Source organism: Mesorhizobium sp. LSJC280B00 (assembly GCF_000502835.1).
Taxonomy (GTDB): Bacteria; Pseudomonadota; Alphaproteobacteria; order Rhizobiales; family Rhizobiaceae; genus Mesorhizobium.
The window spans coordinates 374982-401393 of sequence record NZ_AYVL01000004.1; the positions used below are offsets into that span (position 1 = coordinate 374982).

25 protein-coding genes are annotated in these 26412 nt (G+C 61.4%); 10 read left to right on the top strand and 15 right to left on the bottom strand.

Annotated elements, in window-relative coordinates; translation table 11 throughout:
• The first annotated feature begins 66 nt into the window (after positions 1–66).
• The 3 genes from X773_RS48010 to X773_RS48020 all read left to right on the top strand — a co-directional run bounded on the left by X773_RS48010 (position 67) and on the right by X773_RS48020 (position 3846).
• The gene (locus X773_RS48010) at positions 67–1584 is read left to right on the top strand and encodes an alpha/beta hydrolase (protein ID WP_023675486.1); all 1518 of its coding nucleotides are present in this window, start codon (positions 67–69) and stop codon (positions 1582–1584) included.
• A gap of 148 nt (positions 1585–1732) precedes the next feature.
• The gene (locus X773_RS48015; protein WP_023675487.1) at positions 1733–3175 is read left to right on the top strand and encodes a sensor histidine kinase; all 1443 of its coding nucleotides are present in this window, start codon (positions 1733–1735) and stop codon (positions 3173–3175) included.
• The gene (locus X773_RS48020; RefSeq protein ID WP_023675488.1) at positions 3172–3846 is read left to right on the top strand and encodes a response regulator transcription factor; all 675 of its coding nucleotides are present in this window, start codon (positions 3172–3174) and stop codon (positions 3844–3846) included. Before X773_RS48015 ends, X773_RS48020 begins: the two co-directional genes overlap by 4 nt.
• A 39-nt stretch (positions 3847–3885) precedes the next feature.
• Here X773_RS48020 and X773_RS48025 read toward each other — a convergent pair whose 3' ends face one another.
• Positions 3886–4338: a hypothetical protein gene (locus X773_RS48025; protein ID WP_023675489.1), complete on the bottom strand. Its 453-nt coding sequence runs from the start codon at positions 4336–4338 to the stop codon at positions 3886–3888.
• Between the two features lie 887 nt (positions 4339–5225).
• On the opposite strand from X773_RS48025, the gene X773_RS48030 reads away from it, so the two are divergent.
• The 5 genes from X773_RS48030 to X773_RS48050 all read left to right on the top strand — a co-directional run bounded on the left by X773_RS48030 (position 5226) and on the right by X773_RS48050 (position 10663).
• The gene (locus X773_RS48030) at positions 5226–6230 is read left to right on the top strand and encodes a LacI family DNA-binding transcriptional regulator (protein ID WP_023675490.1); all 1005 of its coding nucleotides are present in this window, start codon (positions 5226–5228) and stop codon (positions 6228–6230) included.
• A 73-nt stretch (positions 6231–6303) separates the two neighbouring features.
• Positions 6304–7659: a sugar ABC transporter substrate-binding protein gene (locus X773_RS48035; RefSeq protein ID WP_023675491.1), complete on the top strand. Its 1356-nt coding sequence runs from the start codon at positions 6304–6306 to the stop codon at positions 7657–7659.
• 21 nt (positions 7660–7680) lie between these two features.
• Complete coding sequence (locus X773_RS48040; RefSeq protein WP_031211400.1) at positions 7681–8607, top strand: sugar ABC transporter permease; 927 nt, start codon at positions 7681–7683, stop codon at positions 8605–8607.
• Positions 8600–9442, top strand: a complete 843-nt coding sequence (locus tag X773_RS48045) for a carbohydrate ABC transporter permease (protein WP_023675493.1) — start codon at positions 8600–8602, stop codon at positions 9440–9442. Before X773_RS48040 ends, X773_RS48045 begins: the two co-directional genes overlap by 8 nt.
• A 24-nt stretch (positions 9443–9466) precedes the next feature.
• A complete protein-coding gene (locus X773_RS48050; RefSeq protein ID WP_023675494.1) occupies positions 9467–10663 on the top strand; it encodes a glycoside hydrolase family 172 protein in 1197 nt (398 codons plus the stop codon).
• Between the two features lie 76 nt (positions 10664–10739).
• Here X773_RS48050 and X773_RS48055 read toward each other — a convergent pair whose 3' ends face one another.
• Positions 10740–11165 carry a VOC family protein gene (locus X773_RS48055; RefSeq protein ID WP_245274639.1) on the bottom strand — a complete coding sequence of 142 codons (426 nt, stop codon included), beginning with the start codon at positions 11163–11165 and terminating at the stop codon, positions 10740–10742.
• Between the two features lie 310 nt (positions 11166–11475).
• Between X773_RS48055 and X773_RS48060 the strand changes: the two genes are divergently transcribed.
• Complete coding sequence (locus X773_RS48060; RefSeq protein WP_023675496.1) at positions 11476–11859, top strand: hypothetical protein; 384 nt, start codon at positions 11476–11478, stop codon at positions 11857–11859.
• Positions 11856–12296, top strand: coding sequence for a DUF2267 domain-containing protein (locus X773_RS48065; RefSeq protein WP_023675497.1), 441 nt, complete (start codon positions 11856–11858; stop codon positions 12294–12296). Before X773_RS48060 ends, X773_RS48065 begins: the two co-directional genes overlap by 4 nt.
• A gap of 12 nt (positions 12297–12308) precedes the next feature.
• On the opposite strand, the gene X773_RS48070 is transcribed toward X773_RS48065, so the two are convergent.
• The 13 genes from X773_RS48070 to X773_RS48130 form a co-directional block, all read right to left on the bottom strand.
• A complete protein-coding gene (locus X773_RS48070) occupies positions 12309–13304 on the bottom strand; it encodes a LacI family DNA-binding transcriptional regulator (RefSeq protein ID WP_023675498.1) in 996 nt (331 codons plus the stop codon).
• A 68-nt stretch (positions 13305–13372) separates the two neighbouring features.
• Complete coding sequence (locus tag X773_RS48075; RefSeq protein WP_023675499.1) at positions 13373–14707, bottom strand: sulfatase-like hydrolase/transferase; 1335 nt, start codon at positions 14705–14707, stop codon at positions 13373–13375.
• A gap of 22 nt (positions 14708–14729) precedes the next feature.
• Positions 14730–15545 carry a carbohydrate ABC transporter permease gene (locus X773_RS48080; RefSeq protein ID WP_023675500.1) on the bottom strand — a complete coding sequence of 272 codons (816 nt, stop codon included), beginning with the start codon at positions 15543–15545 and terminating at the stop codon, positions 14730–14732.
• Positions 15546–15552: 7 nt separating this feature from the next.
• Positions 15553–16506, bottom strand: coding sequence for a sugar ABC transporter permease (locus tag X773_RS48085; protein ID WP_023675501.1), 954 nt, complete (start codon positions 16504–16506; stop codon positions 15553–15555).
• Between the two features lie 4 nt (positions 16507–16510).
• A complete protein-coding gene (locus tag X773_RS48090; RefSeq protein WP_245274640.1) occupies positions 16511–17758 on the bottom strand; it encodes a sugar ABC transporter substrate-binding protein in 1248 nt (415 codons plus the stop codon).
• A gap of 129 nt (positions 17759–17887) precedes the next feature.
• Complete coding sequence (locus tag X773_RS48095; RefSeq protein ID WP_348625919.1) at positions 17888–19150, bottom strand: NAD(P)/FAD-dependent oxidoreductase; 1263 nt, start codon at positions 19148–19150, stop codon at positions 17888–17890.
• Between the two features lie 225 nt (positions 19151–19375).
• Positions 19376–20188, bottom strand: coding sequence for an SDR family oxidoreductase (locus X773_RS48100; protein WP_023675503.1), 813 nt, complete (start codon positions 20186–20188; stop codon positions 19376–19378).
• Positions 20185–21186, bottom strand: coding sequence for a TIM barrel protein (locus X773_RS48105; protein ID WP_051406093.1), 1002 nt, complete (start codon positions 21184–21186; stop codon positions 20185–20187). The genes X773_RS48100 and X773_RS48105 overlap by 4 nt, the downstream gene beginning before the upstream one ends.
• Before the next feature lie 37 nt (positions 21187–21223).
• On the bottom strand, positions 21224–21997 hold the full coding sequence (locus X773_RS48110) for an SDR family oxidoreductase (RefSeq protein WP_023675505.1): 774 nt from the start codon (positions 21995–21997) through the stop codon (positions 21224–21226).
• 4 nt (positions 21998–22001) lie between these two features.
• Entirely contained in the window at positions 22002–23099 is a 1098-nt protein-coding gene (ugpC, locus tag X773_RS48115) for a sn-glycerol-3-phosphate ABC transporter ATP-binding protein UgpC (protein ID WP_023675506.1), read from the bottom strand.
• A 10-nt stretch (positions 23100–23109) separates the two neighbouring features.
• Positions 23110–24042 (bottom strand): carbohydrate ABC transporter permease, encoded by a 933-nt coding sequence (locus X773_RS48120; protein WP_023675507.1) that lies wholly within the window; start codon positions 24040–24042, stop codon positions 23110–23112.
• On the bottom strand, positions 24035–24973 hold the full coding sequence (locus X773_RS48125) for a sugar ABC transporter permease (protein WP_023675508.1): 939 nt from the start codon (positions 24971–24973) through the stop codon (positions 24035–24037). The genes X773_RS48120 and X773_RS48125 overlap by 8 nt, the downstream gene beginning before the upstream one ends.
• A 57-nt stretch (positions 24974–25030) precedes the next feature.
• On the bottom strand, positions 25031–26296 hold the full coding sequence (locus X773_RS48130; protein ID WP_023675509.1) for an ABC transporter substrate-binding protein: 1266 nt from the start codon (positions 26294–26296) through the stop codon (positions 25031–25033).
• Positions 26297–26412 lie beyond the last annotated feature (116 nt).

Sequence of the window (26412 nt, forward strand, 5' to 3'; positions counted from 1 at the left end):
GCACGGTGCTGTGACTTTGGTTCGGCCGACGGTGTGCTAGTTTCAGCCAATTGCTCCGGAGACGTCATGCCTATCAAGCTGCAAGAAATCGCCCTCGCTCTTCTGCTGTTGGTTGCCGGAACTGGGGTGGGTCACGCGGAGACGGCCCAGCGGCCGCCGCCCACAGGCGGGGTTCTCTCGCTCCTGCCACCGCCGCAGACTTCCGATCATTCGATCGTCATTGCCGGACGCACGCTCGATTACGAGGCCAAGGCCGGCACGCTGTCATTACCGTCCGGCAAAGGCGATATCACCGCCGAGATTTTCTATGTCGCCTATGCTCTGCACGCCGGGAAAGAAACGGGACCGGATCCGCGGCGCCCGATCACCTTCGTGTTCAATGGCGGTCCGGGAGCAGCTTCCGCTTATCTTCATCTCGGCGCGCTCGGTCCGCGGGTCCTGGCGACGGCGGCCGATGGAAGTTTCCTGCCGCCGCCGCAGAGGCTGTTCGACAACCCCGACACTTGGCTCGACATGACCGACTTGGTCTTTGTGGACCCTGTTGGAACCGGCTACAGCCGTGAAGCGCCCGGCACGGAAGCACACAGCTTCTGGGGCGTCAGCCAGGACGCCGCGTCGATAGGCGCGTTTATCCGGCTCTATCTGGCGCAGACGAACCGTACGGCATCGCCTGTCTTCCTGGCTGGCGAAAGCTATGGCGGCTTTCGAGCAGCATTGCTCGCCAGGAAGCTTCAGGAAGACATCGGCATCAGCCCGAGTGGCGTCGTGCTGATTTCGCCGGCGCTCGAATTCACGCTGGTGCGCCCGGACGAGTTCCAGCCGCTCCACTGGGCGCTGGAACTGCCGTCGCTGGCGGCAGTGCGCCTACACAGCGAAGGCGTTTCCGGCCCGGCCCTGCAGGAGCGGCTGGCGGAAGTCGAACGCTATGCGCTCGGCGATTATCTGGCCGCGCTGGCAGGTGGGCTGGAGCAGGGTGGACGCCTGGCGAGCCAGCGTGTCGCCGCAATCACCGGTCTGCCGCTCGATCTCGTCCAGCGGCACTTTGCACGCATTCCCATAGGGCTGTTCGCCAAGGAGTTTGCACGGGCAAAGGGCAATGTTCTCAGCGCCTATGACGGCAACATCGCGACAGCGGACGTGGCGCCAGAGAGCCTGGGAGTCGAGGGTCCCGATCCGGTGCTCGACCGAAGCGTGCCGGCGCTCACCTCCGCTTTCGTCGGCTATGTGCGTGATGAATTGAACTTCCGCACGGATATCAGCTATCGGCTTCTCAACCGTGAAGTCAGCGGCAATTGGGACTATGGGACGAGCGCGACGCGTCAGGGCTATGCGGGTGTCATGGACGACCTTCAACAGGCGCGCGTGCTAAACCCCAGCCTCGGCGTGCTGATCGTCAACGGCTACAGCGACCTGGTGACGCCGTACATGGGCTCGCGCTACCTGCTTGGTCAAATTCCTTCGCTTGCCGGCGCAAAGCCCATTCGCACCGAGGTGCTGGAGGGCGGGCACATGATGTATCTGAGGCCGGATGGACGGGCGGCACTGAAGCAGGCCGCGTCCGAGCTTTACCGAACGACGCAATGAGACGGTTTGCCCAAAAAAGCGCCGGATACGCTGTTCGCCCTCTCATCAGGCCCTAGTTCCATCGCGATTGATCGGTTACATACCTAGGATGGCGTCTTTCAGCGACGTTCGACAACGGATTAGCCGGCTCTCCAGAATCGCGCCACTGGTGCGGCGTGCCGTCGAGCGGGCCATTCGGAACACCAAGCCACACAGGCTGACAAGCCTTGTTGACCGTTGGAATGCGCTGTCGCTGGCAACGCAGTTCCTGCTCGCGGGCGGTCTATTTTCCCTGTCAGCCATGGTGGTGGTGGGGATTTCCGTCACGAACCATATAGAAACCGTGGTCACGCAGAATTCGGCATCCGCAACGGCTCTTTACGTGGACAGCGTTATCGCACCGCTGCTTCCGGATATGCGCAAGAGCGAAGTGCTCGACGAGAGCGTCGCCCACGCGCTCGATGAAACGCTGGGACAAGGGGCACTCGGCACAAGGCTCGAATCCTTCAAGCTCTGGCGTCGCGACGGAACCATCCTGTATTCGACCGACAAGACATTGATCGGCAAGCGCTTTGAACCCAGCGACAATCTCCGGACGGCATTCGCAGGCCAAATGGTTTCGGAGTTCGACAAGCTCGACGATCCGGACAGCGAGGCCGAAAGAGCCAGCGGCTTGCATCTCCTCGAGATCTACAATCCGGTGCTGCAGCCATGGTCGGGGGAAGTGGTGGCCGTTTCGGAATTCTACGAGGTCGCCACTGATTTTGAAAGAAACCTGCATCAGGCGCTCATTCGAACCTGGCTGGACGTTGCCGCCGTCACAGCGGCCTTCTTTCTCGGGCTGTCGGCAATCGTGTTCCGTGGCAGCCGCATGATCAGTTCGCAGAGCCGCTCGTTGAAGCAGCGCATTGCCGAGCTTTCCGATCTGCTTGCGCAAAACAGACTGTTGAGGCTGCGGGTGCAGCGTGCCTCGCAGCGTGCCACCGCACTTAACGAACGCTATCTCAGGCGCATCGGTGCGGACTTGCACGATGGCCCCGCGCAATTGGTTGCTCTCGCGGCGCTGGGGATCGACAGCCCCGTCATTGCCGATCCCGCTACGCCGCAATCGAAGCGTGCACAGGAATTGCTGGCCATCAAAGCACATCTGGACGATGCCATGCGCGAGATCAGGAGCATCAGCAAGGGCCTTGTCCTGCCGCATATCGAGCATGCCGAACTGGGTGAAATTCTCCAGCTAGCCGTACAGGCGCACGAAGAACGAACCGGCGTCAAAGTGAGATTATCGATGACCGGCGGCCATGCGCCGTTGTCGCCGGCGGCCAAGATCTGCATCTTTCGCTTCGTCCAGGAGGCGCTGAACAATGGATTCCGTCATGCCGGAGGTGAAGGTCAGTCGGTCGAGAAACATTTCGACGGCGAGCGCGTTTGTATCGAAGTGGCCGACGCCGGCGCTGGCTTTGACCCGCAAATCGTGCGTCCCGAGAGGCTGGGACTCGTTGGGCTGCGCGAGCGGGTGGAAAGCCTCGGGGGTCAGTTTACCGTGACTTCCTCACAGAGTGGCACAGTCGTAAGAATGGGCCTCAACATCGTTGAAATGGGGCAGACATGACAGTAGCCATCAAGCTCGCCATCGTCGACGACCACCCGCTGTTCAGGGAAGGCGTTGTGCGCACGCTCGATCAGATCGGCGGGTTCGAGATCGTCGGTGAAGGAAGCAGCAGAGACGATGCCCTGCGGATAATCGAAGACCAGCGGCCCGACATTCTGCTGATGGACATCTCGGTTCCTGGAGGTGGCCTTGGCGTGATCGGACCGGCCCTTGAGCGGCATCCGGCACTGAAAATTGTGATGCTGACCGTTTCGGAAGAAAACCAGCACGTGATGACCGCGTTGCAGAGCGGGGCAAGGGGCTATGTTCTGAAGGGGGTCGGGTCGAGGACGTTGGCTGCGATCCTGCGCACGGTAGCGTCGGGCGAACGATATGTCTGTCCACAATTGTCGGCGCGCCTGTTGGCCGATCTCTCGGCTCAATCAAAAGAGCCGGCGAAAGCTGAAGGACTTGCCGACCTCACCAGCCGCGAAAGGGAGATCCTGACGCTGGTTGCCGCGGGACTGAGCAACAAGCGGATCGGGCTTCGGCTGAACCTGCATGAAAAGACGATAAAGCACCACATGACGCGAATCCTGGCCAAGCTCAACGTCAGCAACAGGACCGAAGCCGCCATGACCTTGCGCGACGCGACTGAGCGCCGCCATCCGCCTGTTCGCGATCATGCTTGAGCCGAAATTGCCGCACTGCGCGGCCATGTGAACTGGGCCTCAGTTGATCATTCCAAGCAACCTGTCCCGATCGGAACGCGTCGCCAGGCGCCGAATGATGATGCGGCCCTCGGCATCCCGCATTTCATATTGGTCGCTGTCGATGCGCTCACTGAGTCCGTTCGAATGCACCACGCCAATGCTCGGGCCGCTCACCTCGACCCGGTCTCCTGTGGATGCGTTGACAAAGAGTTTTGGCTTGCTATCGGGGTTTACCGCAGGGGCGGGATCAGGGAGATTGTCGTCCTGCGACTTTGCTTTGCCCTTGCCGGCACCAGCGTTCGAGTTCGAATTGCCGGAGTTTCCACCCGAATTGCCCGAATTGCCGTTCCCATTCCCGTTCCCGCCATTGCCGTTCCCGCCATCTTTGGCCCAGGCAGCCTGCGGGCCGAGCGGCTGCGATGATCCATCGACCACGACGCGATAGGGGCTCACGACGAGAATGAAGGTCAAGACGACTACAGAAATGCCGACATGACGTCCTCGTGAAGATCCGGTCCTTCGTTTCCGGGTCGTCATCAATGAACTTGTCAGTCGCATGTCGGAACTCCCCTTAATCATACGGCTTTGTCGTACTGCCTCCTGTTCGAATTCGTGTGATGCTTAAAACAATGGTTTGCGTCCGGAACGTCAAGGCCCACCAGTCCCACGATGGTAACTGGTGGGTCTCGCTAGCGCAGGAAGGGACTATTTACTGCGCAAGTCTTTTGCCTTCCCGTGGTTGCGTCTCTCCGCGATAGCGCCGAGTTCCCACTGTCAGCCAACAATAAATCCAATGGCCGCGATCCCGAAACACAGGCCAAATAACGGAAAAAGCAGCCAACGTGCCTGGTGAATGCTCGGGTCCATGGCGGCCTCCTGTAACAGTCGGCATCGCAACGGGGCTCCTCGGAACTCAGTTCCTGAAACTCTCGCATTTCGGGCTTTTGCGATAGCAGCCTCGGACCAAAGTTTGGCTGTGCGGGTCCTTAGTCGATAGGCCTACAGACTGAAGTCCCTATGCCAGGAGCCACCCTGCATTCGGCGACCTTTGTGTCCAACTGGCAGCTGCGATCCACCGCCCCCTTCGAATGCTTTGCGTTTCTGGCTCTATGGCAGCAACGCCGTTGGTCTACTGCCGCATCGTTGAAACTCCACCAATACAGACCCATATGCGAATTGCGTCGGATGTCTCCTCCCATTGCGTCCGGCGCGTTCCCCTCTGGAGGTTATAGACCTTCACACTTGGCCGGGCTTAACAGTCCGGCCTTTTCTTTTGGCATTTTGCGCAATCCGCCTGATTTGCGAGACATCGGTAAAATCGATTTGCAAATGCATTCATGTGCTCATAACCTGTCATCATGAGCACGATTTCCAAAGTTGCCACGCGAGCGGGCGTGTCGCGCACGACCGTGTCGCATGTCATCAACCATGCGGACCGGGTATCGAAATCGCTGCGTGAACGCGTACAAGCGGCGATCGACGAACTCGGCTACACGCCGAACCCGCAGGCGCAAAGTCTGCGCACCGGCCGCACCAACATCGTCGCGATGCTGATCCCGGACATCCGCAACCCGTTCTATCCGGAGCTGGTGAAAACGGCGCAGTCGACGCTCGAAGTGGTCGGCCTCGACATGCTGATCTTCAACACCGACGTGCCGGGCGGACATTCACAGGATCACGGCCGCGAGTATTTGCGCCAGATAGGGCGCAAGCGGGTCGACGGCGTCATCGTTGCCGACTTCGCGCTGCACGGCATGCACAGCGAACTGCTCAGCCTCGATCTGCCCGCCGTCTTCATCGGCCATCTGCCGAACCATGCTGTCGACAGCGTCCAGCTGGACGATTTCGGCGGCGGCTATCTGATGGGCGAGTATCTGGCGAAGAGGGGCCATCGCCGCGTCGCCCATGTCACCGGGCCATCCTTTTTCAAGGAGGCGATGGCGCGTGCTGCCGGCTTCGAAAAAGGGCTCGCCCACAATGGCGTGCCAATCTCCGCCGATCTGCGGTTCGAGGGAAGCTATCTTGCCCCGTCAGGGCGGGAAGCGGTCACCTGGCTCAGGGAGAAGCACGGCGGAAACCTGCCGTCGGCGATGTTCTTCGCCAATTATCTGATGGCCTCCGGTGCGCTGACCGAATTCTACGACCATGGGATCAATATCCCTCAGGATATCGCCATCGCAGTCTTCGATGACCTGCCTCAACTGGAATATGTCAGGCCGAAGCTGACCCGTGTCGGCAACAGTCCGACAATGCTTGCCAAGCGCGCCACGGAAATGCTGCTCGAACGGCTGGGTGGCAAAGTCGAGAGCGCGCCGCGCACCGAAGTGATCCCATGCGCGTTGAGCCCATTCGACAGCGCGTGACGCCAGATGCCGGCAAAGGGAACGGAGGTCCCTTCGCCAACGTTCGACCGAACAACATCCAAGGGAGGAATTGATGACTGACAAAACGACCCGCGACCGGCCATTGGCCAGCCTGAACCGTCGTCGGCTGATCCAGGGCGGCGCCACTTTCGCTGCCGCCGGCCTCACAGGCTTCCCGTTCATCAACAGGATGGCCGTGCGCGCTCAGGAAGCGCCGCTGAAATTCTGGCAGTTCTATGCGCCTGGCGGAGACGTGAAGCCGCAGGTCCAGTGGTTCGAAAAGCTGGTGGCCGACTGGAACGACGGCCACGACCAGAAGGTCGAGCTCGAATATGTCGTCAACAGCGAATACATCTCCGGTTCCAAGCTGGCAACGGCCTTCGCGTCGGGCGAGGGCCCTGACATCTTCCTCATCAGCCCCGGCGATTTCCTGCGTTATTACAATGGCGGCGTGCTTGCCGACCTGACGCCGCATATCGAGGATGCCGCCAAAGCCGATTTCCCGGAAAGCGTCATCGCCAACCGCATGGTGGACGGCAAGATCTACGGTGTGCCGATGGAAGTCGAGCCGATGGCCTTCTACTATTCGGTCAAAGCGTTCGAGGATGCAAAGCTCAACGAGAACGACGTGCCGAAGACCTGGGACGAGCTGTTGGCGGTCGCCAAAAAGCTGACGACGCCCAGTCGCTACGGCGTGCTGTTCGAAACGACTCCCGGCTATTACCAGAACTTCACCTGGTATCCGTTCCTGTGGCAGGGCGGCGGCGAATTCCAGGGCAAGGACGGCAAGAGCGCCTTCGATTCGCCGGCCACCGTCCAGGCGCTGAAACTCTGGCAGGATGCCATCAATACCGGCGTGGCGCCGCGTCAGGTGGTCGGCGGCGGCTTCGACATAGTCGCCAATCTCGGGGCAGGGCTGTGCGCCATGCAGAACTGCGGCATCTGGGGCATTTCGGCGATGGACAACAACGCCAAGGACGTGCCCTACGGCATCTTCAAATTGCCGACACCGGCCAATGGCAAATACGTCACCGTCGGCGGTGGCTGGGCCTTTGTCGCCAATGCCGGAGGCAAGAACCCAGATGCCTCCGCCCAGTTCTGCGCCTGGGCGCTGGCCTCAATGGACCAGGCCTCGATCGACCGGGTCGTCAACTGGTGCACTGTCGCCAAGAGCGACATGCCGCCGCGCAACAGCGCGCTGAAGGCCGGCGCCGATGTCTTCAGCACCGGCAAGTTCGGCACCTTCGCCAAGGAGATCCATCCGGGGACGCGCGCCGAGCCGCGGGTTCCGCCGGAGGCCTACAAGATCATCTCCGACGCCATCCAGTCGGCACAGCTTGGCGGGGTCGATGCCCAGCAGGCGGCGACGACGGCCAGTCAGCAACTCGATGCGTTCCTCGCTTCCTATTCCGGCGCGCCGATCCTTTAGGCCCTTTCCAGCATGGATCAGATGAAACCGCCAGCCGCGGGCGCGAATTCCGCCCGCGGCCTCACCGCCAAGCAAAGGGAGCGCTGCGCCGCATGGCTGTTCGTCCTGCCCGATGCGCTTGGCCTGCTGGTGTTCGTCGGCGTGCCGATGCTGCTGTCGCTCGTAGTCGGGTTCTTCGAGGTCAACGGCTTCGGCGGCTACAGGTTCGTCGGGTTCGGCAATTACAGGCGCATGTGGGGCGACCCGCTGTTCTGGTCGTCCGTGAAGGTGACGGTAGCTTATGCCGTCATGCTGGTGCCGGCGCTCTACGTCGCCGGACTGGGACTGGCGCTTCTGGTGCAGAAGACCAACCGCTTCAACGCGGTCATGCGCTCGATGTTCTTTGCGCCGCAGATGGTCAGCCTGGTCGTGGTGGCGCTCGTGTGGCAGCTCATGCTGGTCGAAAAGGTCGGCATCGTCAGCCGGCTGGCGCCGCTCGTCGGCCTCGGCGGAATTTCGCTGCTCGGCGATCCAAATCTGGCGCTGTTCACGCTGGTGCTGGTCAGCGTCTGGTTCCTGATGGGTTTCTACATGCTGATCTTCCTCGGCGGGCTCCAGGACATCCCGGCAGAGTACTACGAAGCCGCAAAGATCGACGGTGCCGGGCCGGTGACAAGCTTCTGGTACATTACTTTGCCCTTGCTCAAGCCGACCAGCTTCTTCGTCCTCCTGGTCTCGCTCGTCGCGGCTGTCGCCGGCGGCCAGGTCTTCGACCTGATCTATGTGATGACCAAAGGCGGTCCGGTCAATTCGACCTCGGTGCTGATCATCTACATCTACAAGCAGGCATTCCAGTTCGGCGCGTTCGGCTATGCATCGGCAATGGCATCGCTGCTGGTGCTGGCGCTGATGCTGGTCACGGTCTTCTTCTTCGTGCTGACGCGCGGCGGACGCTTCGAGCATGACTGACGGCCGAACTCCTTCCGGCCGTTCGCAGATACGGGCGGCGAGACTTGCCTGGATGCTGGCAACCGCCGCACTTGGCCTGATGACGGTATTCCCGCTTGTCTGGATGCTGGTCATCTCGCTCAAGCCGGCGAGCGACGTCTTCACGCCGAGCCTCATTCCGGAACGGCCGACGCTCGGCAATTTCCTCTACGTACTGACCGAGGTGCCGTTCCTGCGCTATCTCTTCAATTCGTTCTTTGTGTCGGCCACAGTAACCGTCGCTGCGCTGTTCTTCCATTCGATGGCCGGCTATTCGCTCGCACGGCTGCGTTTTCCGGGCCGCGACATTCTGTTCCTCGCCATGTTCTCGACCTTCCTGGTGTCGCTGCCGGTAATCATCGTGCCGCTGTTCATTTTGACGCGGACGCTGCATATGCTGGACAGCTATGCCGGGCTGATCATTCCGGCGATCTTCAACGCGTTCGGCATCTTTCTGCTCAGGCAATACTACCTGTCGCTGCCCAGGGAGTTGGAAGAAGCCGCGATCATGGACGGCGCCGGCTACTGGCGCATCTATTGGAGCATCATCCTGCCGCTCAGCCGGCCGATCCTGTCGGCGCTCGCGATCCTGTTCTTCCTCGCCAACTGGAACGCTTTCCTGTGGCCGCTGACGATCACCTCCGACCTCGATCTCTGGGTGGTGCAGGTTGCGATAGCAAATTTCAAGAGCCAGTACGCCGCCGCCTGGAATTACGTCATGGCCGCCTCGACCATCGTCGCCGTGCCGATGCTGGTCCTCTTCGTGATCTTCCAGCGCCAGATCATGGAATCCATCAAGACAAACGGCCTGAAATAACCGCTGAAGCAAGAGGAGAAACACATGGATAATGCCGGCCTGTCGCCGCTTCGCGGGCTCGCCAAATTGCGCGACGCCAAAACCCGCCGGTTCTCAAGCTACGACCGCACCGGCGGCAATGACGACCGGCTGCATATTGAACCCGGCCAGACGGTGGTGATTGCCGAGCATGACGGTGCCGGCATCGTCACGCATATCTGGGCGACGCTCGCCTGCAAGAGTGAGGACTTCCTGCGCAAGATCGTGCTGCGCGCTTACTGGGATGGCGAGGAATATCCGAGCATCGAAACGCCGATCGGCGATTTCTTCGGCATGGGCCACGCCCGCACGCGCAATTTTGCCAGCCTGCCGGTGCAGGCAAGTCCAGAGGATGGCAAGGCCTTCAACTGCTACTTTCCGATGCCGTTTGCCAGCCACATGCGCTTCACCGTCACCAATGAGGCTGAGGACGACCTGCTTTTCTATTACTATGTCGATCTCGAACTGCATGAGGAACTCGAGGAAGGCCTGGGCCGCTTCCACGCCCAATACAGGCAGCAGCGACCTGATGGCATAGACGAGACGGGGCTGGCCAACGAGCAGGTCCTGTTTGGCGGGGAAAACACCGACGGGAACGGCAACTACACCATCCTGGAGGCGGAAGGTCATGGCCACTATGTCGGCGTGCTCTATTCCGTCTATTCGCGGCGGCGTTCCGCACTATGGGACTGGTATGGCGAGGGCGACGACATGATCTTCGTCGATGGCGAGCCGGGCATTTCCGTGCCGGATACAGTGCGCAAGCCCGATCCGCGCATCGGACCGAAGGCCGAACTGATCGACGATCGCGGCGAGACCGGCCCCGGCGCCAACGATGCCTGGCCGCCGACGCTGCACGGCACCGGCACGGAAGATTATTTCAATACGGCATGGTGCCCGACACAGGACTACAGCGCGCCCTATCACGGCATCATCGCCGCCGGCGGGCCGAACTGGACCGAGCCGGTTACGCTCTATCGCTGGCACATAGAGGACCCGGTCATCTTCCACAAACGCATCCGGGTGACCATCGAGCACGGTCACGCCAATCGCCGCTCGGACGACATTTCGTCGGTCGCCTTCTGGTATCAGGCCGAACCGCACAAACCGTTCGAAGCGCTTGCCGATGTCGAGGACCGCATCCCCACCTATCGCGCGCCTTATCACAATTGGAATGCCGCCTTCGACGAGAAGAGGCGTTAGGCCGGGATGCGTTCGAATTGAACCGTGCATCCCGCGCTATCTGTGTCGGGGCACGACCGTGCCGCAGCGCGCCACCTCAGCTGCGAGGTGGAAGTTGCTGGACAGACCAGGTGTTGCCGTCGGGATCCTCAAAGAAGACAAATCTGCCCCAGGGAAAATCCTTGATATCGCTGACCTCGATACCTTGAGCGGCCAGGTACCGGTGTGCCTCATCGACATCGGGCACGACCAGTTGCAGGCCCCTTATGGATCCCGGGGGGCTGTCGACGAGGCCCTTGCCCATGGCAATCGAACAGGCCGAACCGGGCGGCGTCAATTGCACGAAACGTATCTCGTCGCTTACGGTGTGGTCGTGATCGAGATGAAAGCCGACCTTCCCAACATAAAAGGCAATTGCTCTATCGACGTCCGATACGGGGACCGGGACCAGTTCCAGCTTCCAATCCATGACAGCCCTTTCGCAGCTTGATCGCCAAGTGGTGCCGAACACCGTGGGCGCCATCCCGCCATCTTCCCAATGCCATTGTCGGCGCGGGCCGCTCAGTCAGTCAAGAGATACCCGGGCTCGGGCAACGTGAGGACTGGTCTCATTGCTGACGGCGTTCGGAACCGATGAGCGCAAGCTCAGTTAGACGGAGGACAACCACCTTTCGGATCAGCAAAGACGACTTTAATGATCGGAACGCAGGGCGCCGAATACAACTGTGGGAAGGTTGAACGGGCGTCGTTGACGCGCGAAGGGATTGCTTGGAAGCGACGCTCGCCGAAGCTGGCGAGATCGTCGGACGGCGAAGCCGAAGCGCAATTATGCCGTGAATGCCTACGATTCGGCCTGCCTTCTCCTTGCCGCGATCAAAGACGCCAGCACTGTATCCAAGGGATATCCGAGCCGGCGCGACGTTCTGGCGGCGGTGCGCGATATCCGTTTCAGGGGAAACGCCTATCGCGAGCCGGTGCGGTGGGATGAAAAGGGCGACAATCTGGCCGCTGTGACTGCACTCAACGGGGTGGAAAACGGCCGCTTCCGACAGATCGCCGAAATCCAGCAGATGCAGAGGTCGAGCAGACCTGACGCCGACAGGCTCTCCGACCGAACCGGTTTCCGCCGCTTTGCCAGGACGATTTTCACAGGACCACGAAACAATAATCTCCGGTCGCCGTTTCGCCCGCAGAACCTTTCGAGGAGGCGACGATGAGCGCAACCGGCTTGGACGTTTTTGACAAAACGCTGCAAATAACAAACATCTGGCTTGACGAGATCATGGCGGATCTTGGTCCGGATCGACACGTGGCCTGGCATACATTGGGCGCCGTTCTGCGAACCCTTCGGGACAGGCTGCAGATCGGACTGGCGGCCAACTTGGGAGCGGAACTGCCGCTGCTCGTGCGCGGCGCCTACTATGATCGCTATCGGCCCGCCGACATGCCCGACAAGACACGCTCGCTCGAGAAGTTCCTGCAACACATCGCCGATGAATTGAAATCGACCCGTCCTGTCGATCCCGAGGATGCGGCACGCTCAGTGCTGCGTGTGCTTGCACGGCATATCGACCTTGGCCAGTCGGCAAAGGTGCGGGATGCGCTGCCAAAGGAAATCCAGGTCCTCTGGCCTGAAAGCGTGGGCGTCAAATAGCGGCGATCCTGCTCATGCGGACGCGCGACGGACCAACTGCCACGAAACGCTGAAAAGGGTAGGTATTGCGCCCGGTGTTGCCGAGATCAATGAGATCAGATGATCGGCAAGATGGTCGTAGTGGGCAGTTTCGGGGCCGATTGTCGTCAATGCCGGATGACTGAATTCGCCCTCGTCGATATTGCCGCAGCCGATGACTGCAATGTCGCCGGGCACGGAGAGGCCGGCCTCCTCGAATGCGTGCAGGGCGGTCACGGCAGCAAGATCGGATTCGACGAAAAGCGCGGTCGGCCGATCCTTGCGGGCGGCCAGCGCCGTAGCATTGGCAAACGCAGCTTTGCGCCCCTCTGCACCGCCGATCACCAGGTTGTCTCGCAGCGGAAGGCCGCGTGCTTGCAGGAAGCTGCGATAGGCGGCGAGACGGCTCCCGTCCACCGCTTGCTCATGCACCATATAGGCGATGCAGCGATGGCCGGTTCGGTAGAGGTAGTCGAGTGCCTCGAAGACGGCCCTGCCAGTATGCTGGCGCACAACCGAGAAGCCTGCCGGCTCGATGGTCGGATGGAAGATCACCGCTGGCCGGCCCGCGGCCGCCAGGCGCGCGGCCAAGAGCATCACCTCGGGCTCGGAGAGATGCTGCCAGTCGGCGATAATGCCGTCTGCCAGCCCGCTCTCGATTTCCCTCACGATCCGGTCGGTTCGCTCGAAGGTGTCTCCCGCGGTGACAATTGTCGAAAATCCCCTCAGCGCCGCTGCAGATTGGATATCCTGCGCGATCCGGTCGCTGAACGGCACGCCGAGACGAGGCAGTACAAGGCAGATTCGCTCGGCCTGCTGGCGGCGCAGCTGCCGCGCGGTGCGGTTTTGCACGTAGTTGAGCTCAGCGACGGCCTCGAGGATGCGCTGCCGCGCCTCCTTGCCGACGAACTTCAGGCGCGTGCTGTCGCCGCTGAGCAGGTACGACACGGCAGCGGTCGATACATTGGCGCGCCGGGCGACATCGGCCATGGTCGGCGCCTTTCTGCGATCGGAACTTCTCTCGTGCATTGTTGGATCCGCTGCGCGACGTGACATGATCAGCTGTCGCTCAGCCGGATTTCATTCCAGCTTCCATGTCCGGCGGCAAGGATCTCGGGCCTTGCCTCGCCGGCCTCCTCCATCAGGGCAACGATGCGGCCTCGCAGCCATGCACGCGTCTCTGCGTGATCGGGCGAAGCTATGAGATTGGTTAGCTCGTTCGGATCGCCATCGAGGTCGTAGAGCCTCGCCTCGATATAGAAATCGCTGCCGGAATCCCGCCAGCCGTCTTTTCCCGGTGCCTCGACCTCATATTTCCACCGTCTGGTGCGCAAGGCGCGGCCGACATGGTGCTCGCTGATTTGAATGAATATCTCGTCGCGCGGCGGCCGTTCGCCCTGCAGCGCGTCGAGCAGCGAGACGCCCTGCATCGAATTGGGCACTTTCAGGCCGGCCGCGGCGAGCAGGGTCGGCGCGAGATCGACGAGGCTGACCAGGCCTTCATATGTGCCGATGCGCTGGAAGCCGGGGCCGTGGAATAGCGTCGGCACGCGGATCGACGCCTCATGACAGGAACGCTTGTATTCGTTGTTGCGGGTCTTGAAGTGACATCCGTGGTCGGAGGTGAAGAGGATGATCGTGTCGTCAAGCCGGCCAAGGCTGTAGAGCGCCTCGATCAGCCGTCCAAACGCCTCGTCGAGGCGTGCGACCATGCCCAGATAGCCGGGGAAATGTTCCGCTGTCGTGCCGCCAAGTGCGGCGAGATCGCCGGGAATGGCGAGCTTCTTGCGGATCCTGTCCTCGTATCCGAGCGGGGCAGGGTAGTTGTCCGTCTGGTTCTGGTGATGCGGCTCGAGGAAGGACAGGAATAGAAAGAACGGCTCGTCTTCCCTCGATGCGACATAGCGGATTGCAGCGTCGGTTAGGGCATCGACGCGGTATCCCGGCAGCTTCACCGCCTTGCCGTCATTGTCGTGGACGACGGTGTCGAAGGGGCCGGAAGTGAACTCCAGGATGTTGGAGGCCAGCCAGTAGCGATACCCGCCGCGTTCTTCCTGGGTGACCGGCTCGGCGGACCCCAGGTGCCACTTGCCGATGTAGGCGGTGTCATAACCTGCCGCGACGAAATGATGCGCGAGCGTGCGCTCGCTCTTAGGCAGTGGGATATCGTTACGGTAGCAGCCGGTCGTAGTCGGGTACCGCCCCGTCTGAAAGACGGAGCGGGCGGGGCCGCAAACGGGCTGGCAGGTAAACGAATTCGCCACGAACGTGCCGATCCCGGCGAGGCGGTCGAAATTTGGCGTAAGCTGGAGCGGATTGCCATGGACGCCAACGGTGTCCCAACGCTGCTGGTCGGTGAAGAAGACGATCACGTTCGGTCGGCGGGACGTCATAGGGTGCAATAACTCCGAATGGTCATTTCATGCCTGCCAGCATCACGCTGCGGACGAAGTAGCGCTGCGTGAAGAGGAACAGCAGCAGGCTCGGGATGAAGAGAATGATCCCGCCCGTCGCCGTCAGGTTCCACTGGGTGAAGAATTCCTGGTTGAAAAGCGTCAGTCCCGTCGTGATCGGCCGCATTTCGGTGGTGTTGACGGCGACCAGCGGCCAGAGGAATTCGTTCCACTGGAACACGAAGGTGAGGAGGGCCAGCGTCGCCAGTGCCGGACGGACCTGCGGCAGCACGATGCGCCAGTAAAGGCCGAGTTCCGAGCAGCCGTCCATCCGTGCAGCGTCAAGCAACTCGTCGGGAATCGGACGGATGAACTGCCGCATCAGGAAGATTCCGTAGGCGCTCATGGCGAATGGAAGGATAAGGCCCTGATAGGTGTTGAGCCATCCCATCCGCGCGGTGAGCACATAGAGCGGGATCATGCGGATGAAGAATGGGATCATCAGCGTCGACAGCACCGCGACAAACATGACGCGCTTACCGGCGAATTCCATCTTCGCGAAGACGTAGCCGATCAACGGATCGAAGATCAGATGGAGGAAGGTAATCCCGCCGGCGATGATGAAGCTGTTGAGCGTGAAACGCGCGAACGGCGCCTTCTGCCAGATGTCGATGTAATTCGTGAATTGCCACGTCTCGGGGATCAGAATCGGAATGCCGCTGAAGACGTCGGCATCGCTCTGCAGCGACAGCGAAAGCATGTAGAGGAACGGAAAGATCGACAGCGCCACGCAGAAGAGCAGCAGTAGGTAGGACGGGAGCGTTTTTGCGAATGTCATGCCAACCTCAATAGGTGGTTTCGCGGTTGAGCAGGCGGAACTGAACGAAGGTGATGGCCAGGATCAGCAGGAACATCAGGAAAGACAGCGCCGAGGCGTAGCCGATGTTGAGCTCGAAGAAGGCTGCCTCGAACACGTGCAGGCTGAAGAACCGCGTCGCGTCGGCCGGTCCGCCCTTGGTTATCAGGTAGGCCGGCGCCAGCTCCTGCAGCTGGCTGATCGTGCTGACGACCGCGATGAACAGCGTGGTCGGCGTCAACAACGGCCAGGTCAGATAGCGGAATTGCTGCGTCGGCGTGGCGCCGTCGATGGATGCGGCATCATAGAAGTCGGACGGGATCGACTGCAACGCGGAGAGGTAGATCAGCATGGCATAGCCGACATCCTTCCAGACCGTGATGGCGATGAGGGTCGGCAGCGCGGTCGAGGTGTCGCCGAGCCAATTCTGGGTCGGCAGCCCAAGCTCGGCAAGGAAGCTGTTCAAGATGCCAGTGTAGGGATCGAGAATTGCCTGCCACATCAACGCGACGATCACGAAGGAGGTGATGTAGGGAAAGAAGATGATTGCGCGGATCAGAGTGCGCCCCGGGATCGGCCGGTTGAGCACGACCGCCAGTCCGAGGCCAATGGCGATGCTGGCCGCGGTGACGCCTATCGCGAAGGCCAGCGTCACGAAGAGCGACTGCCGAACGCGCGCGTCGCCGAGGGCAGCAACGTAGTTGTCCAGTCCGGCGAATCGGCTCTCGCCGATCAGCGGCTGGCCGCTGTACAGGCTCGCCCAAAACTCCAGTCCTATCGGATAGAAGAAATAGACCGAGAAATAGAGGATTGCTGGCGACAGCAGCAGGTAAGCGAGAAGCGTTTGTCTGGTGCGCCGGCTGAAGCGGGCAGCTCGCCGGGTCGGCATCGCGCCGACGCGAATGTCCGTATCGGCCGTATCGGTGCTGCCGCTGATAAACATCGACCTAGTTGTTGGCCAGGATGACGTTGGCCTCGGCCGCGAATTTCGGCATGATCTCGGCTGCTGGCTTCTGATTGTAGATGATATCCTCGAGCGCACTTTGCAGACGCTTCTCGATTCGCGCGTGCTTGCCGGTGAGGCGCAGCTCGGCGGTGACGTCTTGGGCGTAAGGCAGGCATTTGCTGAAGCTGCCGATGACCGGATCGGCCTGAACCTCGGCGTTTTCGGCCCAGGATTTGCGCGGCATCGTCATGCCCGCTTCCTTGGTAGCCGCTAGTTCCGTGTCGAGCGCGACGAGCCGCTTCAACAAGTCCCAGGCCTCCTTCGGGTGCTTGGCGTCCTTAGGGATCATCACGCTGACGCCGCCCGCGAACGTCGCCTGCACCTTGTGCTTGAGTGATGGCGCAACCGCCCAGTTGAGCTTCGGGTTGCCCGAGCGGATCGGCTTCACGTCCCACGGACCGGTTATGATCATTGCGACCCGGTTGGCCGTGAACAGCTTTTGCGGACCCTCATAGTCAGCACCCGCCGCCGGCTTGGTCGCTGCTTTTTCCTTGTGGATCAGGTCGGCGAGGAACTGGATCGCTTCGATCGCCTCAGGACTGTCGAGATTGACCTTGTTTGTCTTGGGATCGTAATAGCTTACGCCGTTCTGCAGCAGCCACGACGAATAATATCCGATGCTGGGGTTGGGAGCGAAGCCGAAGCGGGCGCCGGTCGTCGTCGCCTTGGCAACCTTCAGGAACTCCTCCCAGGTCGCAGGCGGCGTGTCGAAGCCCGCCTGCTTAAGCATATCGACGTTGTACACGAGGGTGGCGCAGGTGAGGTGGATCTGGACGCCATAGTACTGGTCGCCGAGTTTGTTGCGCTCGACGGAATAGGCTTGCCAGTCGTCGGGATAGCCGATCGCCTTGCCGTCTTGTTCGATGAAGTCGTTCAGCGGCCGCAGCAGATTCCGCTGGCCGAATTCCTGCACCCAGCCGCCGGGTTCGGCGACGAGATCGGGCGGGCTCTTCGCAGCAAAATCCGCCACCAGCTTGGTGCGCATATCCGGCCACTGGAATTTCTCCCACTGCACCGACCATCCGGGATGATCGGCCTCGAACTTTGCTATTGCATCGGCATAAGCTTGATAGGCGTGGCCGGCGTTCCAATAGAGCGTCAAGGTCTCGGCATAGGCCGCAGTCGCGGTCGTCAGGGCCACGCCCAAAACCATGCCGTGCAGGAATCCGACTGACTTGTAGCGGCTCATCTTGGTCTCCTCCCTGGTTTGCCAACCGCCTTCCTCACAATGGATGGCGTTATATTATTCGATTAATATACCCGCTATACCGCAGTTTTTGTCAAGCTGAGACTTAGTCGTCATCAATGGCCTTGGGGTTTAGAAACCCGCCGACGGTGTCCAGGTCGTCACGAACGCCGCACGATGTGTTCGACAAGGCGGGGCGCCTCCTCGGTGACTGCCAATATTGTGCCTGACTTGCGTGTGGAGGCCAGCGAAGTAAATGCCTGGCAGGGCGGCCACGCCATCCTCGTGAACAGGCTGTCCTTCCGGGTCGAGCAGACCGGAAAGCCTCACCCAACTGAAATCGCCCTTGAAGCCGGTGCACCACACCACGGTCGTGATGCCGGACCCGGCGAGGTCAAGCGAAACGATAGCCGGGTCCGGCCGATGCGCTGTGACAGTATCCGCTGGATCCGGCTCCGACACGGGAGCATCGATTCCAGAGCGGCTGATGTATTCGTCGATATAGCGTTTAACGTTGGCGGAGGCTTCATCCGCAAAACGAATATGCTCTTCGAGATCGTCGGCGAACGACAGACGGCGGTCGTCCTCGACGCCCGCGAGTCGCCCTAGCAGCACGATGCCTCGGGCGCCGAGCGCTTGCAGGCTTATCGTGTGTTCCACGCCAAGCAGACCACGAGGTGGAATGCGCCCCGCAAGTCGAATGATCTCGTCTCGACGTACGTCGAGAAACCCGCTTTCGACGAGCCAGATCATGATGTCGCGACCTCGGTAGCGCCGCGAGAGCCGCCCGACGCGGCTGGTGGCAAGGAAGACTGTTCGGCCTGCTTCTGCCAGGTCCTCCGCGATCTGGACACCAGACTGGCCGCTTCCGACCACCAGCACCGCTCCAGCCGGAAGATCGGCGGTGCTGCGGTAATCAGAAGCATCGAACTGGCGCAGGCCTGGCGGCAAGGCAGCGGCGAACACTGGGCGCACCGGACAATTCAAGTCGCCGCTTGCGATCACCACGTTGCGTGCCAAAACTTTGCCGCGCGAGGTGGTCAACCGATAGACGCCATTCCCGTTCCCACCGGAGAGCTCGGTCACAACAGTGTCCGGTTCGACCGGTAGTTCGTTTCGCCTGGCGAAATCCTCAAGCAGGGCGACGAACTGGTCGCGCGTCAGGGCACCGAACGGATCTGAACCGTCATAGAAGTCGCCTGGCATGACGGTCTGAACGTTTGGGGTATTCATCCGGAAAGAATCCCACCGCTGCGTGCGCCAGGTCTCTCCGATGCGGCCTCGCTCCAGTACGGCATGGCGCAAGCCTTGCCGTGCCAGCGAATAGCTGACGCCCAGGCCGGCCCAACCGGCCCCGACCACCACCGCATCAAGGATGTTGGCGTCATCCGTCATTTGCCGCGGATCCGGGTGTGCTGGCGCCGGAACAGCGCTTCGAGGCGGCACCAACGCCATCAGCGTAACGCCTTGGCCAGCGGACAACCGCCAAACAGCGGCCGATGCTGCCTGAACCCATCCCCGCGATCTGCATGGCTTCGCCCCCGATGCGAGGGCACGATAACAGCTTTATCGGGTCACGGCACAATCAAATACTCATCCGAAACCGGCAATGGTCGCGGCCTAACCTGGAAAGATCGTGAAACCGCCATCGACTCGGATTACCTGCCCGTTGATGAAGCGCGCGCGCGGACCGGCGAGGAAGGCCACCGCTTCGGCGATCTCTTCAGGCTCCGCATACCGGTTCAGCGATTTCTTGCTCGAATCCATGCGCTGCGGATCGACCACACGGCTCGCCTGGAACCGTGCCGTCTTGGTGGCGCCGGGGCTCACCGCATTGACGCGTACGCCATCGTCGATCAGTTCCTTGGCGAGGCAGCGCGTATAATGGACGACAGCCGCCTTGAGCGTCGAGTAGACCACCTCGGGCGAGCATCCGATATGCGCTGCCGCCGAGGCGATGTTGATCACCGAGCCTGAGCCACGCTTGACCATCGGCGGAACGAACGCCTGGCAGACCAGCATCGTGCCGATGAGGTTGTTCTCGGTTAGAACCTTGATGTCTTCGTAGTCGATGTCCAGTGCGTTGTTGGGATTGGGCTTTACGCCCTTGGCGCCGATGTCGCCGCCGGCGCAGTTTACCAAGACGTGCACGTCGCCGAGCTCCGCCTCGATCTTCCTCTTCATTTCCGCGACAGCTTGCTTGTCGCCGATGTTGCCGGTGACCGCGGTGATGCGCGTCCCATGCTTCTCCAAGCCCCTGGCAGAGTCGCCGAGGTCCGCGAATTCGCCATATTGAGATGGCCGGGCCCAATCGAGGTCGTGGACCGCGACGTTTGCGCCAAGTTCGGCCAAGCGGTCGGCCATCACGCGGCCGAGGCCGCGTCCCGAGCCGGTGACGAAGGCGGTCAGGCCGCTGAGGTCTCGGGTGGTCATGCTGATTTCTCCATTGCAATGAAATCGAACTTCTTCATGTTTGCGGCGCTGCGGCGGATCATGTCGAGCTCGTACGAAACGAGCGCGCTGTCATCATCGCGCTCCCATGGCGTGCGGTAGTCGGCGTCGTCCGCAAGGCGGTTCAGGCGCGCAGCACTCAGGCAGGCCGCGAACTCGCGGGCGGTCTTCGGCGCATATCCGTTCCACCAGTCGTCGGTAAGACAGCGAACGTGACGGGCCTCCAGCGCGCCGGGCTCAAGCACCGCCGTCAGCGTGTCGTGGTGCTCGCCAAGGATGGCTGCCAGTTCGGCGAAAGGCACGGCGCCGTCGCCGATCGCGCAGCGGACCAGGCGGTAGCCCTCATCCGTGAACTGGACGCGATAGTCCTTGAGGTGAACGTGGCGGACATGGGGCGCGATCCGGCGCGTGAAGGCAAGCGGCGCCTCGCCGACAGGAAAGGTGTTGCCGGTGTCGTAGGTGATGCCGACACCCGGCCCGCCGAGTTCGCAGAACGCAACCAGTTCGTCGCTGCCGAAGTCCTGATGGTTCTCGATGCCGAGCACGCGTCCCTCGGCCGCCGCACGCAGCCCCCATTCCGTCAAGGCAGCGCGAATCGTTGCGTTGAACTCGCTCCATTTCGGACCCCACGCATTGCGGTCGCCGCACAGGACAGGCGTCAGTGCGATACGGATCGTCGTCGCCTCGAGCAGGCGCGCAGCCCGAAAGGCGTTGTCCAGCGGACCTGCCACTAGAAGTCCGCCGCTCACCACCGGGACGATGTCCAGCGCGGCAAGACGCCTGCGCAGGGCGACGATTTCGGCGTCAGTCAAGTCGGTCAACCACGGTTCGTAGATCTCGAGCGTGCGTGCGCCCAGTTCCTGCGCCAGCGTGATGAAGCCTTCCAGCCCCACGCCGTCCGGATTGTGCCGCGGCGTGCCGCGGCCCTGCAGGCCGAGATAGTAGGTCAGTCCGTAAGGGTTGAGGCCGAGACGAAACATCAGCTTGGCGGTTCCAATGGAGAGCGGAGAGGCGTCACTAGCGTAGACCGGCATCGACGGTTATGGACTGTTTGGTGATCATGCGGCTGTCGTCGGCTGCCAGGAAGAGCACCGTGCGTGCAATCTCCTCGCCCAGCAGGACGCGGCGGATCAATTGCCGCTGCACCGTCTGGTCGACTGCCTCCTGCGTCTTGAACCACAGCTCACGCTGCCGCTCGGTCATGACGGCGCCGGGTTCGATCGCATTGACGCGGATGTTATCCGGTCCGAACGACCGCGCCAACGCACGCGTCAGCGCCACCACGGCCCCCTTGGCGGTGGCATAGGCCACCATCTGGTCCGCTCCGAACCGCCAGGCAATGGAGGAGAAGTTTATGATCGAGCCGAAGCCGAGTTCCTTCATATGCGGATGCACTGCCTGCGCGGCGAAGAAGTGATGCCTCAGATTGACATCGAAGCTGCGGTCCCAATAGTCGGCCGTTATCGCGTCGATGGGATGGCGCTGATCATTGGCTGCGTTATTCACCAGGACGGCGACCGGACCAAGCCGCGCGCGCACGCCTGCTACCGACGCCTTTAGCGCATCAACGTCGGTCACATCGCAATGGAGATATAACGGAGCCTGCCCGGCGGCACCAGCGAGCTCGCGCACCAACGCCTCCGCTGGTTCGTCCTGCACATCGAGAAAGGCTATCCGGGCGCCGTTCGCCACGAAGGCGCGGACCATATCGGCGCCAATACCGGAGGCGCCGCCGGAGATCACCACGACCCGATCGGTCAAGCTTGGATAAGTCGCGAATTGTACGGACATCAAACTACAGAAGCGCCTTGGTTGTTGGATCGAACAGACAGGCGCGCGACATGTCGATGCCGAGCGTTATCGTCTCGCCCATGACGGGAGCGTCATCCGGCTCGAAACGGCCGGTGATCTCCAGGTCACCCAGCCTGAGCACGGCAAGCGTCTCGGCCCCGGTAGGCTCGACCAATTCGACCGGCGCCTGCATGGACGCTACAGCAGGTTTGCGCGACTTCAGATCGGTCGTGAAACGGTAGATGTGTTCCGGCCGGATACCGAGCACGACGTCCTTTGGCGCACCGGCGGGCATCGGCGCGGCAAGGGCGAGGCTGGCGTCGCTGCCGTCAGCGGCGCGTACCGAGATGCTGGTCGAGCCCGTAAGCCGGGCGGGAATGAAATTCATCGCCGGCGATCCCATGAAACCGGCAACGAACATGTTGGTCGGCCGGTCGTAGATCCGCTTCGGCGTGTCGAACTGCTGTACCGAGCCCTGGTTCATCACCGCAATGCGGGATGCAAGCGTCATCGCCTCGACCTGATCGTGGGTGACATACACCGTGGTCTTGCCGACGCGATGGTGAAGCTTCTTGATTTCGGTACGCATGTCGACGCGCAGCTTGGCGTCGAGATTGGACAAGGGCTCGTCGAACAAAAACAGCTTCGGGTCGCGCACGAGGGCACGCCCCATCGCAACGCGCTGCCGCTGGCCCCCCGAGAGCTGGCCGGGCTTGCGTTTAAGCAGCTGTTCGATCTGCAGGAGTGCGGCAACCCGCTGGACAGCTTCCGCCTGCGCCGCTTTTGGCACGCCGCGGCTCTCCATGCCGAAGGTGATGTTCTGGCGCACCGTCATGGTGGGATAGAGGGCGTATGACTGGAACACCATCGCAATATCGCGGTCCTTGGGTTGCACCGAGTTCACCAGCCGGTCGCCGATCCATATCTCGCCCGACGTGACGGTTTCCAGTCCGGCGATCATGGCGAGCAAGGTTGACTTGCCGCAACCCGACGGGCCGACAAGGGCGACGAATTCTCCGGTCTTAGCCTCGAGATCGATGCCGGCAAGAATCTCGAGCGAGCCGTAGCTCTTGTGAAGGTTGCGGATCATCAACGCGGACATCGGCGACGCCTCATTTTATGGCGCCCTGGGTGAGGCCGCGCACGAAGTATTTTCCACCAAACAGATAGATCAGCAGCGGAGGCAACGCGCCGATCAGCACGGCTGCGCTCATCACATCGTAAGCACGCGCGGTCGTGCCGCCGGCCGTGAGCGCGACCAACGCCGCCGTAATCGGCTGCTGCTGGCCCGATGTGAAGACGACGCCGAACAAATACTCGTTCCAGATGCCGGTGAACTGCCAGATGACGGTGACAATCAGAATCGGCGGCGACAGGGGCAGGATGATCTTGCGGAAGATCCGCCAGAAGCCGGCGCCGTCGATGCGTGCCGCCTTGATCAGGTCGTCCGGTATGCTGACGTAGAAATTGCGGCAGAACAGGGTGGTGAACGAGATGCCCTGGACGACGTGGATCAACACCAGCCCGTATGTGGAATTGGTCAGGCCGAGCTTGCCGAGCAGGAACGCCCACGGCATCAACGAAATCTGGCCGGGCATGAATACGCCGAGCAGCATCAGATTGAAGATCAGTTCAGAGCCCCTGAAGCGCCATTTGGAGAGGATGTAGCCGTTCATGGCGCCGAGAATGGTCGAGATGATGGTGGCGGGGATCGTCATCGCCAGCGAGTTGAAGAAATTGCGCTTCATGCCCTCGCAGGTACCGCTGACGCAGTAGGATCCCCAGGCCTGCGCCCACGCATCGAACCGGAAGCTGCGCGGTACGGAGATGAGGCCGTTGCGGGCAATCTCCGACTGCTCGCGCAATGAGTTGAAGATCACCACCAGTAGCGGCACGAGATAGACGATCGCGAAAAGCGTCAGCACGGCATAGACAAGGAAGCGGCTCCAGAAATGCCGGCGCGTGGCCGCGGCAGCTTCCGGATCAAAGCCGGTCGGATTGGGGCGGGCCGGATCAAAGCTGGCATCGGGAGCAATTTCAGCCATTGCGGCCCTCCGCCCGCCGGCGCCAGACGATCCACAAGGAGTACGGCACCAGCACCACCGCGACCGCCGCGAGCATCATCATCGCCGCGGCGGCACCCTCGCCGATTTGGCCGCGCTGGAACATCAGGTCGTAGACATAGATGGCGGGGAAGGTGGTGGACACACCTGGGCCGCCTCGCGTCAACGCCGCCACCAGGTCGAAGGTCTTGATGGCGAATTGTATCTGAATGACCGCCACCGCCAGGAATATCGGAGCGATGGTTGGCAGGATGACCCTCCGATAAGTCCGGAAAACCGACGCGCCGTCGATTTGCGCGGCTTTGACGAGATCCGGATCGACCGACCGCAGACCGGCCAGGAAAAGTGCCATTGCGAAGCCGGACGACTGCCAGATAACGGTTATGATCACCGCATAGATCGCAGTGTTGCGGTTGGCCGTCAGGGCGAAGCTGAAGTCGGTCCAGCCGAGCCCGCGAACGAAGGCCTGGATACCGTCGACAGGATTATAGAGCCAGCTCCACACCGTGCCGGTGACGATGAAGGACACCGCCAACGGGTAAAGGAAGATGGTGCGCCAAGCCGCCTCGCCGCGGACGCGCTGGTCGATTGCGATCGCGAGCAGCAGGCCAACCGCCATAGAGCCAACGATATAGAAGCCGCTGAACAGGAAGAGATTGGTATAGGCGATGTTCCAGCGCCGGTTTGCCCAGAGCGAAGCGTAATTGTCCAGGCCGACGAACCCATAGGTCGGCAACAGCGACGAATTGGACAGCGAGATGTAGAGTGTCCAGAGCGTGAAGACGAAAACATAGATGAAACTCGCCGCTATCGACGGCGCCAGCACCAGAATGGGCACCATCGTGCCCAGGCGCTCGCGCCACGGACGGGCCGCGGCAGCTGCGGCTGGTACAATCAGATCATGGGTGGACATCGGGCTGCTCCGGCGAGGTCTGGCCGGGAGCTTCGCCCCCGGCCATCATGGGCAGCGTCACTTCTGCGCTTCGGCCGCATCCGCCATCGCATTGGCCGCGTCCTGCGCACTCATATCCGGCGTTGCTACAAACTCCGTGATGCTATCCATTATTGCGCCGCGGACCTTTTGCGGAACCGTCATGTTGTGCGCCATCGAACGCACGAGCGTGCCGGCGGCGATCGAGGCTTGCAGATCCTTTTGCGAGAGTTGCTGGCAGGGATTGAAGCCGTTCGAAAGATCGACGTCGAGGCGGGCCGGAATGGACCCTTTGGTCTGATTGAAAATGGTCTGGAATTCGGGCGACAGGATGATGCTGGCAAGCAGCTTCTGTCCCTCGATATAGTCCGGGTCCTTCTGCTTGAAGAACACGACGGAGTCTGAATTCAAGATGAAACCGGGCTTGCCCCAATCGGTCGGCGCCTGAGCGCAGACATAGTCGGTGCCCTCCTTGAAGCCGCCGGCCGTCAGCAGGCCGATCGTCCAGTCGCCCATGATGTGGAAGGCGGCCTCGCCGCGGCCGACGAGATGCGACATGGTATCCCAGTCACGCCCGTTCATGCCGGGGTCCATGTACTTCGAGGTCATGGTGCGAAACTGCTCGAAGGCCTTGACCATGCCGTCGCTGCGCATGGCATCGACGTCGCCCTCGACGAAAGCTTTCTTGTAGAGATCGAGGTCCTGACCGTACACGACCACTTCGAAGACGGTCGAGTCGGTCCAGTCGGCGGTCGAGTGCGAAATGCAGATCTTGCCGCTGGCCACGATCTTGTCGCAGGCGGCGTTGAATTCCGCCCATGTCTTCGGCATCTCGGTGACGCCCGCGTCCTTCATGACCTTCGGCGATGCCCACAGCCAGTTGATGCGGTGGATGTTCATCGGCGCGGCCACCCAATTCCCGGTCGGCTTCATCACCGGCAGCAATTCGGGAGCGACGACCTTCTCCCAATTTTCCGCCTTCGCCAGGTCGTCGAGATTGGCTGTCATGCCCGTCTCGTTCCATTCGGCGATCTCGGGGCCTTTGAGCTGCACAGCGGGAGGTGCGTTGCCGGCGATCACATCAGCACGCAGTTTGGCCAGGGTATTGGCCGTATGGCCTGCGATGGAGGTCTGCTGCCAGGTGCCACCCTTGGCGGTAAACATCTCGCCGAGCTTGGCGATAGCCTGGGCGTCCGATCCGGTGGCCCATTGATGCAAGAGGTTGGTCTTCGGCTCCGCGAGGGCTGTTCCGGTAATCAAGGTGAAGGCGGTAGCGGCCGCAAAGGCCGTCCTCAGGTATTTCATCGTTTCACTCCCATATGTGATGCACGGTTCGTATCGACCGCTTGTGGCCCGCGATTTGAGGTCGTGGCCGGCGAGATGCAGTAATCTCCGTTCTTTCCAAGATGACATATTTGGGC

Excerpts from the sequence above, each read along its gene's own strand:
- X773_RS48010 (WP_023675486.1), top strand. The coding sequence starts at position 67 with ATGCCTATCAAGCTGCAAGAAATCGCCCTCGCTCTTCTGCTGTTGGTT.
- X773_RS48020 (WP_023675488.1), top strand. The coding sequence starts at position 3,172 with ATGACAGTAGCCATCAAGCTCGCCATCGTCGACGACCACCCGCTGTTC.
- X773_RS48030 (WP_023675490.1), top strand. The coding sequence starts at position 5,226 with ATGAGCACGATTTCCAAAGTTGCCACGCGAGCGGGCGTGTCGCGCACG.
- X773_RS48035 (WP_023675491.1), top strand. The coding sequence starts at position 6,304 with ATGACTGACAAAACGACCCGCGACCGGCCATTGGCCAGCCTGAACCGT.
- X773_RS48040 (WP_031211400.1), top strand. The coding sequence starts at position 7,681 with ATGAAACCGCCAGCCGCGGGCGCGAATTCCGCCCGCGGCCTCACCGCC.
- X773_RS48045 (WP_023675493.1), top strand. The coding sequence starts at position 8,600 with ATGACTGACGGCCGAACTCCTTCCGGCCGTTCGCAGATACGGGCGGCG.
- X773_RS48050 (WP_023675494.1), top strand. The coding sequence starts at position 9,467 with ATGGATAATGCCGGCCTGTCGCCGCTTCGCGGGCTCGCCAAATTGCGC.
- X773_RS48055 (WP_245274639.1), bottom strand. The coding sequence starts at position 11,165 with ATGGCGCCCACGGTGTTCGGCACCACTTGGCGATCAAGCTGCGAAAGG.
- X773_RS48065 (WP_023675497.1), top strand. The coding sequence starts at position 11,856 with ATGAGCGCAACCGGCTTGGACGTTTTTGACAAAACGCTGCAAATAACA.
- X773_RS48070 (WP_023675498.1), bottom strand. The coding sequence starts at position 13,304 with ATGGCCGATGTCGCCCGGCGCGCCAATGTATCGACCGCTGCCGTGTCG.
- X773_RS48075 (WP_023675499.1), bottom strand. The coding sequence starts at position 14,707 with ATGACGTCCCGCCGACCGAACGTGATCGTCTTCTTCACCGACCAGCAG.
- X773_RS48080 (WP_023675500.1), bottom strand. The coding sequence starts at position 15,545 with ATGACATTCGCAAAAACGCTCCCGTCCTACCTACTGCTGCTCTTCTGC.
- X773_RS48085 (WP_023675501.1), bottom strand. The coding sequence starts at position 16,506 with ATGTTTATCAGCGGCAGCACCGATACGGCCGATACGGACATTCGCGTC.
- X773_RS48090 (WP_245274640.1), bottom strand. The coding sequence starts at position 17,758 with ATGAGCCGCTACAAGTCAGTCGGATTCCTGCACGGCATGGTTTTGGGC.
- X773_RS48095 (WP_348625919.1), bottom strand. The coding sequence starts at position 19,150 with ATGACGGATGACGCCAACATCCTTGATGCGGTGGTGGTCGGGGCCGGT.
- X773_RS48100 (WP_023675503.1), bottom strand. The coding sequence starts at position 20,188 with ATGACCACCCGAGACCTCAGCGGCCTGACCGCCTTCGTCACCGGCTCG.
- X773_RS48105 (WP_051406093.1), bottom strand. The coding sequence starts at position 21,186 with ATGTTTCGTCTCGGCCTCAACCCTTACGGACTGACCTACTATCTCGGC.
- X773_RS48110 (WP_023675505.1), bottom strand. The coding sequence starts at position 21,997 with ATGTCCGTACAATTCGCGACTTATCCAAGCTTGACCGATCGGGTCGTG.
- ugpC (WP_023675506.1), bottom strand. The coding sequence starts at position 23,099 with ATGTCCGCGTTGATGATCCGCAACCTTCACAAGAGCTACGGCTCGCTC.
- X773_RS48120 (WP_023675507.1), bottom strand. The coding sequence starts at position 24,042 with ATGGCTGAAATTGCTCCCGATGCCAGCTTTGATCCGGCCCGCCCCAAT.
- X773_RS48125 (WP_023675508.1), bottom strand. The coding sequence starts at position 24,973 with ATGTCCACCCATGATCTGATTGTACCAGCCGCAGCTGCCGCGGCCCGT.
- X773_RS48130 (WP_023675509.1), bottom strand. The coding sequence starts at position 26,296 with ATGAAATACCTGAGGACGGCCTTTGCGGCCGCTACCGCCTTCACCTTG.